The following is a 12,726-nucleotide window of genomic DNA, read 5'->3' on the forward strand; positions in this document are numbered from 1 at the left end:
GTGTCCTAGCGTTCTGGTCGGGTCATTACTTGACGGCAGCGACGATCTTCGTCGCGGCTTCGGCCATGGTGTCGGCCGCGATGATGGGCAGGCCGGACTCGGCCAGCAGCTTCTTGCCCAGCTCTTCGTTGGTGCCCTTCATGCGCACCACCAGCGGTACCGACAGGTTCACGGCCTTGCAGGCAGTGATCACGCCGTTGGCGATGGTGTCGCATTTCATGATGCCGCCGAAGATGTTGACCAGAATGCCTTCCACCTTGGGGTTGCTCAGCATGATCTTGAAAGCTTCGGTGACCTTCTCGGCGGTGGCGCCACCGCCCACGTCCAGGAAGTTGGCTGGCTCGCCGCCAAACAGCTTGATGGTGTCCATGGTGGCCATGGCCAGGCCGGCACCGTTCACCAGGCAGCCGATGTTGCCGTCCAGGCTGATATAGGCCAGGTCGAACTTGGAGGCTTCCACTTCGGCGGGATCTTCTTCGTCCAGATCGCGGAAGGCCACGATTTCCGGGTGGCGGAACAGCGCGTTGGGGTCAAAGTTGAACTTTGCGTCCAGCGCCATCAGGTTGCCCTTGGAGTCGCAGTTCAGGGGGTTGATTTCCACCAGCGATGCATCGGTTTCCATGTAGCACTTGTAGATCTTGGCGAAGATGTCTACGGCCTGGTCGATGGAAGCGCCGGTCAGGCCGATGGCTGCGGCCACCTTCTTGCTCTGCTCGGCGGTGATGCCGGTCAGGGGGTCGATCATCTCGGTGATGATCTTCTCGGGCGTGGAGTGGGCTACTTCCTCGATGTCCATGCCGCCCTCAGACGAAGCGATCAGGGCCACCTTCTGCGTAGCGCGGTCGGTCACCAGCGATACATACAGCTCGTTCTTGATGTCGGCGCCGTCTTCGATGTACAGGCGGCGGACCTTCTGGCCTTCGGGGCCGGTCTGGTGCGTCTTGAGCTGCATGCCCAGGATTTCGCCCGCGATGCGCTTGACGTCTTCGATGGTCTTGGCAACCTTCACGCCGCCGCCCTTGCCGCGTCCACCGGCGTGGATCTGGGCCTTGACAACCCACACGGGGCCGCCAAGTTTTTGTGCTGCTTCCACGGCTTCTTGCACCGTGAATGCGGGAATGCCACGCGGAACGGGCACACCAAAATTGCGCAAGATTTCCTTGCCTTGGTATTCGTGAATCTTCATGAGGTCTCTCTCAGGGAAGGGTGGTATTTACCCGTTTACCATGGACAAAGAATGTCTGGCCGCGGGCTCGGGACATGGCAGCCTGTGAATGTATCATGCTGCAATGCACCATCCCTTGTGCCAAGCTTACAGGGGTGGCCAGAACGCGATCCCCCTTGCAGGAGCATTCACATGTCCAGAATCTTTATTGATGGCGAAGCCGGCACCACGGGTCTGCAGATCCGCGAACGCCTGCAGGCCATGCCCCAGATCGAGCTGGTGAGCATTGCGCCCGAGTTGCGCAAGGACCCTGCCGCCAAGCGCGAATTGATTGCGGGCGTGGACCTGGTGGTGCTGTGCCTGCACGACGACGCGGCACGCGAGACCGTGGCCATGGTCGACTACATCGAAAAGACCACCGGCCGCCAAGTCAAGGTGATTGACGCCAGCACCGCGCACCGCACGGCGCCGGGCTGGGTGTTTGGTTTTCCTGAGCTGGCCGCAGGGCAGGCGCAGGCCGTGCGCGAGGCAATGCGCGTCTCCAACCCCGGCTGCTACGCCACCGGCGCGATTGCCCTGCTGCGACCGCTGGTGGATGCAGGCCTGGTGCCCAAGGATTTTCCGCTCGCGCTGCCTTCGGTCAGTGGCTATTCAGGCGGCGGCCGCACCATGATCGAAGCTTATGAGCAAGGCCAGGCCGCGCCGTTTGAGCTGTATGCACTGGGCCTGTCGCACAAGCACCTGCCCGAGATCCTGAAATACACCGGGCTCACACGCCGGCCCATTTTTGTTCCCGCCGTCGGCAATTTCCGCCAGGGCATGCTGGTGCAATTGCCCTTGCACCTTGATCTGTTGCCGGGCCAGCCCAAGGCGGCCGATCTGCACGACGCGCTGGCATCGCACTACGCCCAGAGCAACACGCCCGCGCAGTGGGTAAGCGTGCTGCCGCCCACCGAAGACGGCAAGTTGGAGCCCACCGCGCTCAACGACACCAACAAGCTGGAGTTGCGGGTGTTCGCCAACGAAACCTACCGCCACGCCGTGCTGGTGGCGCGCCTGGATAACCTGGGCAAGGGCGCCAGCGGTGCGGCAGTGCAAAACCTGCAGTTGATGCTGGGTTTGTGAATGGGCAGGCCCTGCGACAGCGGGGCCTGACGCAGCCGACTGGCTTGACTGGCGGTTGAAATGCTTCGTATTTGATAGCTTGCTGCGCTCATGGATAAAGGGCTGAGGGCCTTTTTTATCCAAAATTACCGGCAATCCAGTTCCCTGGCAGTGGCCCCATCTTTCACGTGGGCTCGTCGTCGGGGCTGCCGTCGCGCACCACACGGCGCACCACGTCGCCCGAGAACCCGCGTGCGGCCAGAAAGCGCATTTGCCGCGCACGCTCTTGTGCATCGGTGGCCACACTGCCAAAGCGCTGGCGCCACACGGCCTGGGCACGCTCGTGCTCGGTGGCGCGCAGGCGCTCGGCCGTGGCGCGCACCAGATCATCATCGAGCCCCTTGCTGCGCAGCTCCTGCACCAGGCGCTGCGTGCCCAGGCGCCCAGCGCGGCGGTGCACCAGCGATTCGGCCACGCGGTTGGCGTTGATGAAATCCTTGGCCTGCAGGTCGTCCAGCACGGCGTTGAGGTCGTCGCCCTCCTGCACGTGCCGCGCCAGCTTGGTGGCCAGCTCGGTGCGCGAATGTTCGCGCTGGGACAGCAGCCGCAGCGCGCGGCCCTTGAGGGAGAGGGTGCCAAAGGCCATGGCGATATTTTTGCTATATTATTAATAGCTGCTGGCGCTTATTGGGTAAGCGCCAGCAGCCTATTTGACCTCAAAAAAAAGTAGCCGGTGCGCCTTGCATGAAAGGCGCCCGCTGCCGCTCTTGCTACCGCTCTTACTTGTCTTCCTTCTCACCCTTCTCGGCCTTGGCTGGCTTGGTGGCGGGGGCAGCTTCCAGGGCGGCGGGCAGCAGGGCAATGCCCAGGCTTTCGCGCACCTTGTTTTCGATCTCGCGGGCGAGGTCGGGGTTCTCGCGCAGGAACTCGCGGGCGTTGTCGCGGCCCTGGCCGATTTTCTCGCCGTTGTAGGCATACCAGGCACCGGCTTTTTCAACGATCTTGGCGTTCACGCCCATGTCGATGATCTCGCCTTCGCGGCTGATGCCTTCGCCAAACAGGATGTCGAACTCGGCCGTCTTGAACGGGGGCGACACCTTGTTCTTGACCACCTTGACCTTGGTTTCGTTGCCGATGGCTTCGTCACCCTTCTTGATGGTGCCGGTGCGGCGAATGTCCAGGCGCACCGAGGCGTAGAACTTGAGCGCATTGCCGCCGGTGGTCGTCTCGGGGCTGCCGAACATCACGCCAATCTTCATGCGGATCTGGTTGATGAAGATGACCATGCAGTTGGTCTTTTTGATGGTGGAGGTGAGCTTGCGCAGCGCCTGGCTCATCAGGCGGGCCTGCAGGCCGGGCAGGCTGTCGCCCATTTCGCCTTCGATTTCGGCCTTGGGGGTGAGGGCGGCCACCGAGTCGATGACGATCAGGTCCACGGCGCCCGAGCGCACCAGGCTGTCCACGATTTCGAGCGCCTGCTCGCCGGTGTCTGGCTGGCTGATGAGCAGGTCGGAGAGCTGCACGCCGAGTTTCTGGGCGTATTGCACATCCAGGGCGTGCTCGGCATCGACAAATGCGCAGGTGCCGCCCTGCTTTTGCATCTCGGCAATCACCTGCAGCGTGAGCGTGGTCTTGCCCGACGATTCCGGACCATAGATTTCGACCACCCGGCCACGCGGCAGGCCGCCCACGCCCAGGGCGACATCCAGGCCCAGCGAACCGGTGGAGACGACCTGGATGTCCTCGATCACCTCGCCCTCGCCCAGGCGCATGATGGTGCCCTTGCCAAACTGCTTCTCGATCTGGGCGAGCGCGGCGGCCAGGGCCTTGGCCTTTTCGGTGTTCACTGGCAATGCGGGGTTGGTGCCTTTGACTGCGACGTCCATGAGAAACTCCTTGAAAAACAACAGGTTGGATGCTGGCATCGCTCTGCGGTTAATCACAGGCTGGATGCTTGAACAGTAGTTTATGCGAGCAATGGAATCGAGATAAAGCAATTTTTAGTCAGTTTGCCTGACAATGCGGCATGGATGATTTTTCACCCGCGCCCCTCTCCATCACGCTCCCCATCCCGGCCATTTCGGCGCCCGACGACCGCTGGCGCCAGACCCACCTGGGTCGCCTGATGGGCAGTGCGCTGCGCCGCTTCGATGCCCGGGTGCTGCAGCTCATGGCGCGCAATGTCGAGGTGCCGCTGGCGCTGTCCAACCTGGCGGCGCGCGATCAGGTCACGGCAGCCCATGTGCACATCACCCGGCACTTGGCATTGCAGGGCGACCGGCTGACCGACCTGGCCCAGCGCGCAGGCATGACCAAGCAGGCCATGGCCAACCTGGTGGACCAGTGCGAGGCCTGGGGCCTGGTCACGCGCGCGGCCGACCCGCTGGATGCGCGCGCGCGGCGCGTGTGCTTTACGCCCACGGGCCTGGCCTGGCTGCAGGCGTTTCGCGACGCCGTGGCGCAGGCAGAAGCAGAGTTTCGTGAAGAGGTGGGGCAGGACGTGGCCACGGTGGTGGCCATTGGGCTGGAGGCTTATGCCGGGGCAGCGGGTGGTTGAATCGCCGCTGCTGCGTCCATAGCGTCCACGGGCTCCGCGCAGGCCAGCACCCATTGCCGAAAACACTGCAGCGCATGCAGCTGCATGCGCCCTTCGGGGTAGCAAAGCCAGTAGCCCACATCGCTCTGGTAGCCGCCGCGCCGGGCGGCATCGGCCAGGGGCTCGCGCACCACGCCTGCGGTGATCTCGTCCTGCACCAGGCAGCGCGGCACCAGCGCCAGGCCCATGCCCGCCATCACGGCACGGATCATGGTCTGGAACTGGTCGAACTGCGGCCCGGCCAATGGGTCGATGCTGCCCTGCACGCCGTGCGTTTCGCTCCAACGCAGCCAAGCGTCTGGCACGGTCACATGGCGCAGCAACGTGTGGCGCGCCACGTCGTGCGGGGTGTGAATGGGCCAGTCGGCCACCTTGGCACGCGGGGCGATCAGCGCCACATCGTTGCCCGTGATGTAGTGGGCGTGGGCACCAGGCCAGTGGCCGTCACCGAAGAGGATGGCGCAGTCGAGCTCGGGCCGCTCGAAGTTGTAGCTGTGCACATACGGCACGAAATGCAGCGTGACCTGCGGGTGCTGCAGCTGGAACTGCGGCAGCCGTGGAATGAGCCATTTGGCGCCAAAGGTGGGCAGGCTCGACAGGTGCAGTGCGCCGCCGCCGTCGTCGCTGGTGATGAGCTCCAGTGTGGCAGCTTCCAGTTGCAGCAGCACGGCCTGCACAGCTTTCTCGTAGCGCTCCCCGGCAGGGGTGAGCGCCAGGCGCTTGTGGGTGCGCTCGAACAACAGCACTTCCACCCAGGCTTCCAGGTCCTTGATCTGCTTGCTCACGGCGCTTTGCGTGAGGTGCAACGCTTCGGCAGCGCGTGAAACACCGCCGAACCGGGCCACGGTGGAGAACGCGCGTAGCAGGTGCAAAGGTGGGGCGAGGCGGCGCAATGACATGGCAGGTTGCACTCAATACATTCCAAAATGGAATGTTATCAGGCATATCCGTTGCTTGGTAGAAGGCGTCAGCTTCGGTAACCTCAGTGCATCCCAAAGGAGAATGAACCTATGCAACGTCGTCAACTGCTTGCCTCATTGGCTGCTGTGTCTTTCGTGCCTGGAATGTCTTTTGCCCAGGAAGGCAAGCCATTGCGCATGATCGTGCCTTTCCCGCCGGGGGGCGCTACCGACATCACGGCGCGCACGCTGCAAGACGCTTTGGCCCGCATCCTCAAACAGCCCGTGGTGCTGGAAAACCGCGGCGGCGCGGGTGGCTCCATCGGCATGGCTGAAGTGGCCCGCGCCCCTGCAGACGGCCTGACCATTGGCGTGGCCACGCTGTCCACCCACGGGGTCAACCCCGCCGTGTACAGCAAACTGCCCTACCACCCCACCAAGGATTTCGTGGGCGTGACCGAGATCGTCAAAGCGCCGGGCGTCATCGTGGTCAACCCCAAGGCACTGCCGGTCAAGGACTTTGCCGACCTGGTGAAATACCTCAAGGCCAACCCCGGCAAGGTGTCGTATGCCACGCCGGGCAACGGCACCATCGGCCACATGTGGGGCGAGCTGTTCAAGAGCAGCACCGGCACCTCGATGGTGCACATCCCCTACCGTGGTGCAGGCCCGGCCATCAACGATGTGCTGGCGGGACAGGTGGCGGTGTACTTTGACCAGGTGGCTTCGTCACTGCCGCACATCAATTCTGGCAAGGTCAAGGCGCTGGCCGTTTCGTGGCCCCAGCGGCTGGACGTGCTGCCCGATGTGCCCACCTATGGCGAACTGGGCCATGCTGCCAACAACGATCCGTCGTGGTTTGGCTTGGTGGCACCTGCCGGCACGCCGACTGCGGCGGTGGATCGCATCCAGCAAGCCGTGGCCCAGGCCCTGCAGGAACCCGACGTGCGCGAGCGGCTGGCCAGGCAAGGCTTGTACCCCTCGGGAACGACGCCCAAGGCATTCACAACCCAAATCGCCCGCGAAATCGACAAGATGAAAGGCGTGGCGGCATTCGCCAAGGTCAGCCTCGACTGATTTCAGCAGCGGGCCTGCGGGCCCGACGGCCACAACCGGAAAGACTCAGGGATAACCACAGGGTCTTTCGGGTCTGGGCGGCTAGGCCGGCCGCCCCAAATTGCGCACACTTTGCCTATGCATGCAGCCTTGAAACTGATCAACCACCGCTTCCAGCAACCGGAGCCCGGTGCCACGGGCACGCCCGGCGTTGCCGCGCCCCCCGTCAGCATGGTGTCGCAACAGCCCGGCACCACCCCGCTGGTGCTGGACTCGCCGCACAGCGGCACGTTCTACCCACACGATTTTGGCGCGGTCTGCGATCTGCCCACGCTGCGCCGTGCGGAAGACACCCACGTCGAAAAGATCTACGCCTTTGCCCCCGCATTGGGCGTGGCCTGGGTCGAGGCGCATTTCCCGCGCATCTACCTCGATGCCAACCGCGACACCACCGAGCTCGACACCACGCTGCTCGATGGTGAATGGACCGACCCCATATCGACCGACCCCAAGGTGCTGAGCAAGGTGCGTCTGGGCAAGGGCCTGATCTGGAAGTTCACGGACGAAGGCGAACCCATCTACAACCGCCTGCTCTCGGTGGCCGAGGTGCGTGCGCGCATTGACCGCTGCTGGCGCCCCTACCACGCCGCCGTGGCGCAGGCCATTGACGCGGCCCATGCGCGCCATGGCTACAGCATCCACATCAACTGCCATTCGATGCCCGCCGTGGCCGCCAGCCATGCCACCGAGTTTCCGGGCATGGTGCATGCCGACTTCGTGGTGGGCGACCGCGATGGCAGCACCGCCAGCCCGGCGCTGTCGGCCCTGATCTGCGAGCACCTGCGCGGCTGTGGCTACAGCGTGGAATACAACCACCCCTACAAGGGCGTGGAGCTGGTGCGCCGCTACGGCAACCCGGCGCAGCACCGCCACAGCATCCAGGTCGAGATCAACCGCAAGCTCTACATGGACGAAACCACCCTGGAGCAGCACCCCGAGGGCATGGCCCGCCTGCAGGCCGACCTGCAGGCGCTGGTGCACAAGCTGCTGGTGACCGACCCACGCTGAAGGGCCTTGGCTGCGCCGGGGTGGGCCCTCCACCCCCGCCCTCGCTGCAAAGCGCCTGCACTGCGGCGCGGCGCCGCCTAAAATCGTGGCACAGGCGCGGCACCAGACCGCCGCCTCCCACCAGGAGACTCCCGCATGCGCATTCTTATTGCCGAAGACGACCAGGTGCTGGCCGATGGCCTGCTGCGCACGCTGCGCGCCTCGGGGGCGGTGGTGGACCATGTGGCCAGCGGCAGCGAAGCCGATGCCGCCCTGCTGACCAACAACGAGTTCGACCTGCTCATCCTGGACCTGGGCCTGCCCAAGATGCACGGCCTGGAGGTGCTCAAGCGCCTGCGCAGCCGGGGAACGGCCCTTCCGGTGCTCATCCTCACCGCCGCCGACAGCGTGGAAGAGCGCGTGAAGGGCCTGGACTACGGCGCCGACGACTACATGGCCAAGCCGTTTTCACTGCAAGAGCTAGAAGCCCGTGTGCGCGCCCTCACGCGCCGGGGCATGGGCGGCACCAGCAGCGCCATCAAGCACGGCCCGCTGGTGTACGACCAGGCCGGCCGCGTGGCCACCATCGACGGCAAGATGGTCGAGCTATCGGCGCGCGAGCTGGGGCTGCTCGAAGTGCTGCTGCAGCGTGCCGGCCGCCTGGTGAGCAAGGAGCAGCTGGTGGAGCGCCTGTGCGAGTGGGGCGAAGAGGTGAGCAACAACGCCATCGAGGTGTACATCCACCGCCTGCGCAAAAAGATCGAGAAGGGCCCGATCCGCATTGCCACCGTGCGCGGGCTGGGCTACTGCCTGGAAAAAATCCCCGGCTAGCCGCATCCATCCAGGCTGCATTCACTATGAAATTAATAGCTGTTAGCGCTTATCCAATAAGCGCTATAGCCTTATTTCATTACAAACCGGGGGCGCAGTGAAGATTTTCCAGCGCGAGCAGCGCTCGCTGTTCGGCGAGATCCTGGACTGGATGCTCACGCCGCTGCTGCTGCTGTGGCCCGTCAGCCTGGCGCTGACCTGGCTGGTGGCGCAGGGCCTGGCCAACAAGCCGTTTGACCGCGCCCTGGAATACAACGCCCATGCGCTGGCGCAGCTGGTGACGGTGCAGCACAGCAAGGTGCAGTTCAACCTGCCCCAGCCTGCCAGCGAGATCCTGCGCGCCGACGACTCTGACATCGTTTATTACCAGGTGACCGGGCCGGGGCGCAAATTTCTCTCGGGCGAACGCGATTTGCCCCTGCCCGACGATGACGATCACACTGCGCCCGGCGAAGTGCGCCTGCGCGATGCCGAGCTGCGCGGCGTGGAGATTCGCGTGGCCTACATCTGGGTGCGGCTGGCGCTGCCCGATGCGCCGCTGGCCCTGGTGCAGGTGGCCGAAACGCGCGAAAAGCGCAGCGTGCTGGCCACCGAAATCATCAAGGGCGTGATGCTGCCGCAGTTCGTCATCCTGCCGCTGGCGGTGCTGCTGGTGTGGCTGGCGCTGGCGCGCGGCATCCAGCCACTGAACCAGCTGGAGCAGCGCATCCGCGAGCGCAGCCCCGACGACCTCTCGCCGCTGGACGACCGCACCGTCCCGCTGGAGGTGGCGCCACTGGTGTCGTCCGTGAATGACCTGCTTACGCGCCTGGGCGATTCGCTGGCCACGCAAAAGCGCTTTCTGGCCGATGCGGCGCACCAGCTGAAGACGCCGCTGGCCGGCCTGCGCATGCAGGCCGACCTGGCCCAGCGCGAAGGCACCAGCACCGAAGAGCTCAAGCGCTCACTGCAACAGATTGGCCGCTCCAGCATCCGCGCCACGCACACCGTCAACCAGTTGCTGGCGCTGGCGCGCGCCGAAGGCAGCGGCGTGGGCATTGCGCGCGTGCCGTGCGATCTGGCCAAACTCACCATCGAGGTGGTGCGCGACTCGGTGCCGCGCGCGCTCGACAAGCAGATCGACCTGGGCTACGACGGCGCCCAGCCGGGCGCCCCCGGTGTGTGGATGGACGGCAACCCCACCTTGCTCAAGGAGCTGGTGCGCAACCTGGTGGACAACGCCATCAACTACACCCCCTCGTCCCCCGACAAGCCCGGCATGGTCACCGCCCGCGTGCTGGCCGACACCTTTGGCCATGTGCTGCTGCTGCAGGTGGAAGACTCTGGCCCCGGCGTGCCCGAGGCCGAGCGCGAGCTGGTTTTTCAGCCTTTTTACCGGGCGCTGGGCAGCGAGGCCGACGGCTCGGGCCTGGGTCTGCCCATCGTGATGGAAATTGCGCGCCAGCATGAGGCCGAGGTGACGCTGGAAGACGCCAACCCCGGCCAGCAGCCACCGGGCGCGCGTTTCACGGTGCGCTTTGCCGCCCGCATGCCGGACACCGACGCGCCACAGGGATAAGCACGGCCCGGGCGCGCGTGCGCCACACAGGCCCTTGCGGGCGTGGACGGACAGCGGGGCCTGAATGCTATTAAAACAGAAGCATGTTGCGCTTACCCATCAAGCGCTGCAGCCGTTTTTGCCTCAAATATCAAGGGCAGGTGCGCAGTGTCTTTTCGCCCAAGGCCGGACGCAGCTGCGTTTCGACCTGCGCGCGCGTGGCGCTGTCGAGGGCGGGCAGGCGCAACGTGAAACCTGGGGCCTCGGCCCGCTCTACCACCACGCGCGCGGTGCGCACGCCCTGGTTGCCCAGCGTGGTCAGCGCCCGCTGGGCGGCTTCTTCCGAGGCAAAACGGCCCAGCGACAGGCCCGGCTCCAGCGTCGGGTTGTTGGGGCGGTCAAAGGGCACCTTGCGGGCGCGCAGCTCGGCGCGCTTCTTGTCAAGCGCCTCGTCATCGGCAAAGCGGCCCATGTAAACCATCCAGCGCCCGGGAATGGGCGTGGATTCGAGGCTCCAGCTGCCCTGCGGCAGGGCCGCGGCAGCGGTGCGCACGGCGTCGGCCTGGCGCTGGTCCAGCGTGCCGGCCTGCAGGCACACCGTGGCAGGCGCGGAAGCCGCCATCGCGGCGGGTGCGGGGGCGGGTGGGGCGGAAGCCGGGGCCTCGCTGGCGACGGATGGCGCCACCGGCGGGGTTTCGCGGGCCCGCAGAATGCGCAGCGTTTCGGGGCGGATTTGCTGCGCCATGCGTTGCGGCTCGGTCTGCTCGACCGGCGCCAGCCCCCACGAGCGCAGCCAGCCGTGCGACCACGCGTAATAGCCGGCATTGGCCAGCAGCAGGACGATGACAGCAAGTCGCAGCATGGGCAGGTCTTTCAGAGGGCGCGGGCGGCTGCGGGCCGCACGCTGATTTCAGCGCTGGTGATGGCCTGCATGCCTTGCGCGGTGTGCACCAGCAGCGCACCGTCCTCGGCCACGCCATGCGCTGTGCCGGCCTGCCCGTCGCTCAGCGTCACGGCCCGGCCCTTCAGCACGTCGCGCGCGGCAAATCGCGCCTGCATGGGCGCAAAGCCATAGCCTTCAAACGACTGCAGCATGGCGACCAGGGGCGCAGCGATGCGCAGCAGGACGGTGGGGGCGTCCAGGCCGGGTTCCACATCCTGCAGGCTGCCGGGCGGCATGCTCAGGCCCTCGGGGCTGCGTGGCAGCACATTGATGCCAATGCCCACCACCACATAGCGGGCGGCGGGTGCGCGGGTGGCAGCAGGCGCCTGGGGCGCAACAAAACTCGCGGTCTCCACCAAAATGCCGCCCAGCTTGCGCTCGCCCGCTGCGCCGTCCAGCCACAGGTCGTTGGGCCACTTGAGGCCAATGCGCGCCGCATGGCCATCACCCAGGGCGGGCAACACGGGTTGCAGGCTCTCGGCCACGCTCACGCCCACAGCCAATGACAAGCCAGACCAGTCGGCAGGCGCCAGTGGCAGGCCCAGGGACATCATCAAAGACGCCCCTGCATCGCTTTGCCACACGCGCCCCAGCCGCCCGCGCCCTGCTGTTTGCTGCTCGGCCACCAGCAGCGTGGGCTCGCACTGGCCGGCGCGCGCGCGGCGCATGAGCTCGGTGTTGGTGGAGTCGATGCTGGGCAGCACCTCGACCGTGAAGCCGGGCAGCAGCGGTGCCACGGCCTCCCAAATGGCCTCGGCGGGCCAGCGAATGGGACTTTTCTGCTGCGGCATCACTGCGGGCGGTTGCGGCGGGGTTGGGGGGCCGCAGGCGGGGCGGGCGCCCTGGTTTTCTTCGCCTCGTTGGCTGCCTTGGCTTTTTTGGGAGCAGCGTCTTTGGCCTTCGTTTTTGCCTTTGTTTTGGCCTGGGCCTTTTGCTTTGAAGGCGGCAGCGGCACGGGCGGTGCCCAGCCACGCTTGGGGGCCAGCAGCGTGCCCCGGCAGTTCTTGCTGCCACACCAGCAGGGGTATTCGGCCTTGAGCTTGGGTGTGTAGCGCTCTTCGATGATCAGGCCGTAGTCGTAGTTGAGCTCTTCGCCCGCCTGGATGTTGCGCAGCGCGGTGATGAAAATGCGGCCGTCCCGCTCATCGGCGTAGCAGTTGGGGTTGCAGCTGTGGTTGATCCAGCGCGAGGAGTTGCCGCCGAACTTTGCATCGATCACGCGGTCTTCATCCACATGGAAGTAAAACGTGTGGTTGGGTTGCAGGGGGTCGTGCGGGTGCCGGTCCTGCGCTTCCTGCCAGCCGATGACCTGGCCGGTGTATTCCACCAGCACCTCGCCCTCGGCAATGTCCTGCACGGCAAACACGCCCTTGCCATGCACGCCCGAGCGCCGGGTCTGGATACGGCGGCCCGGTGCAACAGTGGGGGCGGCGGGCGATGCGGAGCGGGGCATGGCAAAAACTCTGTTAACTTGATGGTGCACACATGTGTGTGCGTGCGCGTACATGCGTGTGCATGCGCGTGAGACCCGAATTGTAGAAGCGCCCG

Annotated in this window: 13 protein-coding genes; 6 read left to right on the plus strand and 7 right to left on the minus strand. The window is 65.4% G+C overall.

Annotated elements, in window-relative coordinates:
- Positions 1-25 precede the first annotated feature (25 nt).
- Positions 26-1,186: an ADP-forming succinate--CoA ligase subunit beta gene (sucC, locus tag K226_RS0102995; protein WP_024813392.1), complete on the minus strand. Its 1,161-nt coding sequence runs from the start codon at positions 1,184-1,186 to the stop codon at positions 26-28.
- Between the two features lie 171 nt (positions 1,187-1,357).
- Here sucC and argC point away from each other — a divergent pair, with 171 nt between their 5' ends.
- Complete coding sequence (gene argC / locus K226_RS0103000) at positions 1,358-2,290, plus strand: N-acetyl-gamma-glutamyl-phosphate reductase (protein ID WP_024813393.1); 933 nt, start codon at positions 1,358-1,360, stop codon at positions 2,288-2,290.
- Between the two features lie 163 nt (positions 2,291-2,453).
- Here the strand turns inward: argC and recX are convergent, their stop codons facing one another.
- Both recX and recA read right to left on the minus strand, forming a co-directional pair.
- Positions 2,454-2,915 (minus strand): recombination regulator RecX, encoded by a 462-nt coding sequence (gene recX, locus K226_RS0103005; RefSeq protein WP_024813394.1) that lies wholly within the window; start codon positions 2,913-2,915, stop codon positions 2,454-2,456.
- 133 nt (positions 2,916-3,048) lie between these two features.
- Positions 3,049-4,155, minus strand: a complete 1,107-nt coding sequence (recA, locus tag K226_RS0103010; protein WP_024813395.1) for a recombinase RecA — start codon at positions 4,153-4,155, stop codon at positions 3,049-3,051.
- 140 nt (positions 4,156-4,295) lie between these two features.
- On the opposite strand from recA, the gene K226_RS0103015 reads away from it, so the two are divergent.
- Positions 4,296-4,826 carry a MarR family winged helix-turn-helix transcriptional regulator gene (locus tag K226_RS0103015; RefSeq protein WP_024813396.1) on the plus strand — a complete coding sequence of 177 codons (531 nt, stop codon included), beginning with the start codon at positions 4,296-4,298 and terminating at the stop codon, positions 4,824-4,826.
- Here the strand turns inward: K226_RS0103015 and K226_RS0103020 are convergent.
- A complete protein-coding gene (locus K226_RS0103020; RefSeq protein WP_024813397.1) occupies positions 4,802-5,764 on the minus strand; it encodes a LysR substrate-binding domain-containing protein in 963 nt (320 codons plus the stop codon). The genes K226_RS0103015 and K226_RS0103020 overlap by 25 nt on opposite strands.
- Before the next feature lie 111 nt (positions 5,765-5,875).
- Here K226_RS0103020 and K226_RS0103025 point away from each other — a divergent pair, with 111 nt between their 5' ends.
- The 4 genes from K226_RS0103025 (at position 5,876) to K226_RS0103040 (ending at position 10,256) form a co-directional block, all read left to right on the plus strand.
- Positions 5,876-6,841 (plus strand): tripartite tricarboxylate transporter substrate binding protein BugE, encoded by a 966-nt coding sequence (locus K226_RS0103025; protein ID WP_024813398.1) that lies wholly within the window; start codon positions 5,876-5,878, stop codon positions 6,839-6,841.
- A gap of 117 nt (positions 6,842-6,958) precedes the next feature.
- A complete protein-coding gene (locus K226_RS0103030) occupies positions 6,959-7,888 on the plus strand; it encodes an N-formylglutamate amidohydrolase (RefSeq protein ID WP_024813399.1) in 930 nt (309 codons plus the stop codon).
- Between the two features lie 135 nt (positions 7,889-8,023).
- The gene (locus K226_RS0103035) at positions 8,024-8,698 is read left to right on the plus strand and encodes a response regulator transcription factor (RefSeq protein ID WP_024813400.1); all 675 of its coding nucleotides are present in this window, start codon (positions 8,024-8,026) and stop codon (positions 8,696-8,698) included.
- Between the two features lie 97 nt (positions 8,699-8,795).
- Positions 8,796-10,256, plus strand: coding sequence for a sensor histidine kinase (locus K226_RS0103040; protein ID WP_024813401.1), 1,461 nt, complete (start codon positions 8,796-8,798; stop codon positions 10,254-10,256).
- A gap of 130 nt (positions 10,257-10,386) precedes the next feature.
- Here the strand turns inward: K226_RS0103040 and K226_RS0103045 are convergent, their stop codons facing one another.
- From K226_RS0103045 to K226_RS0103055, 3 genes are read right to left on the minus strand one after another with little or no spacing between them, the layout of a single operon-like run.
- Complete coding sequence (locus tag K226_RS0103045) at positions 10,387-11,097, minus strand: SPOR domain-containing protein (RefSeq protein WP_024813402.1); 711 nt, start codon at positions 11,095-11,097, stop codon at positions 10,387-10,389.
- A gap of 11 nt (positions 11,098-11,108) precedes the next feature.
- On the minus strand, positions 11,109-11,969 hold the full coding sequence (locus K226_RS0103050) for a biotin--[acetyl-CoA-carboxylase] ligase (RefSeq protein WP_024813403.1): 861 nt from the start codon (positions 11,967-11,969) through the stop codon (positions 11,109-11,111).
- Complete coding sequence (locus K226_RS0103055; RefSeq protein WP_024813404.1) at positions 11,969-12,631, minus strand: SET domain-containing protein; 663 nt, start codon at positions 12,629-12,631, stop codon at positions 11,969-11,971. The genes K226_RS0103050 and K226_RS0103055 overlap by 1 nt, the downstream gene beginning before the upstream one ends.
- Positions 12,632-12,726: the final 95 nt, after the last annotated feature.

The sequence above is a fragment of the Acidovorax sp. JHL-3 genome, from assembly GCF_000526295.1.
Classification (GTDB): domain Bacteria; phylum Pseudomonadota; class Gammaproteobacteria; order Burkholderiales; family Burkholderiaceae_C; genus Acidovorax; species Acidovorax defluvii.

Excerpts from the sequence above, each read along its gene's own strand:
- K226_RS0103025 (WP_024813398.1), top strand. The coding sequence starts at position 5,876 with ATGCAACGTCGTCAACTGCTTGCCTCATTGGCTGCTGTGTCTTTCGTG.
- K226_RS0103055 (WP_024813404.1), bottom strand. The coding sequence starts at position 12,631 with ATGCCCCGCTCCGCATCGCCCGCCGCCCCCACTGTTGCACCGGGCCGC.
- recA (WP_024813395.1), bottom strand. The coding sequence starts at position 4,155 with ATGGACGTCGCAGTCAAAGGCACCAACCCCGCATTGCCAGTGAACACC.
- argC (WP_024813393.1), top strand. The coding sequence starts at position 1,358 with ATGTCCAGAATCTTTATTGATGGCGAAGCCGGCACCACGGGTCTGCAG.
- K226_RS0103015 (WP_024813396.1), top strand. The coding sequence starts at position 4,296 with ATGGATGATTTTTCACCCGCGCCCCTCTCCATCACGCTCCCCATCCCG.
- K226_RS0103020 (WP_024813397.1), bottom strand. The coding sequence starts at position 5,764 with ATGTCATTGCGCCGCCTCGCCCCACCTTTGCACCTGCTACGCGCGTTC.
- sucC (WP_024813392.1), bottom strand. The coding sequence starts at position 1,186 with ATGAAGATTCACGAATACCAAGGCAAGGAAATCTTGCGCAATTTTGGT.
- K226_RS0103050 (WP_024813403.1), bottom strand. The coding sequence starts at position 11,969 with ATGCCGCAGCAGAAAAGTCCCATTCGCTGGCCCGCCGAGGCCATTTGG.
- K226_RS0103030 (WP_024813399.1), top strand. The coding sequence starts at position 6,959 with ATGCATGCAGCCTTGAAACTGATCAACCACCGCTTCCAGCAACCGGAG.
- recX (WP_024813394.1), bottom strand. The coding sequence starts at position 2,915 with ATGGCCTTTGGCACCCTCTCCCTCAAGGGCCGCGCGCTGCGGCTGCTG.
- K226_RS0103035 (WP_024813400.1), top strand. The coding sequence starts at position 8,024 with ATGCGCATTCTTATTGCCGAAGACGACCAGGTGCTGGCCGATGGCCTG.
- K226_RS0103045 (WP_024813402.1), bottom strand. The coding sequence starts at position 11,097 with ATGCTGCGACTTGCTGTCATCGTCCTGCTGCTGGCCAATGCCGGCTAT.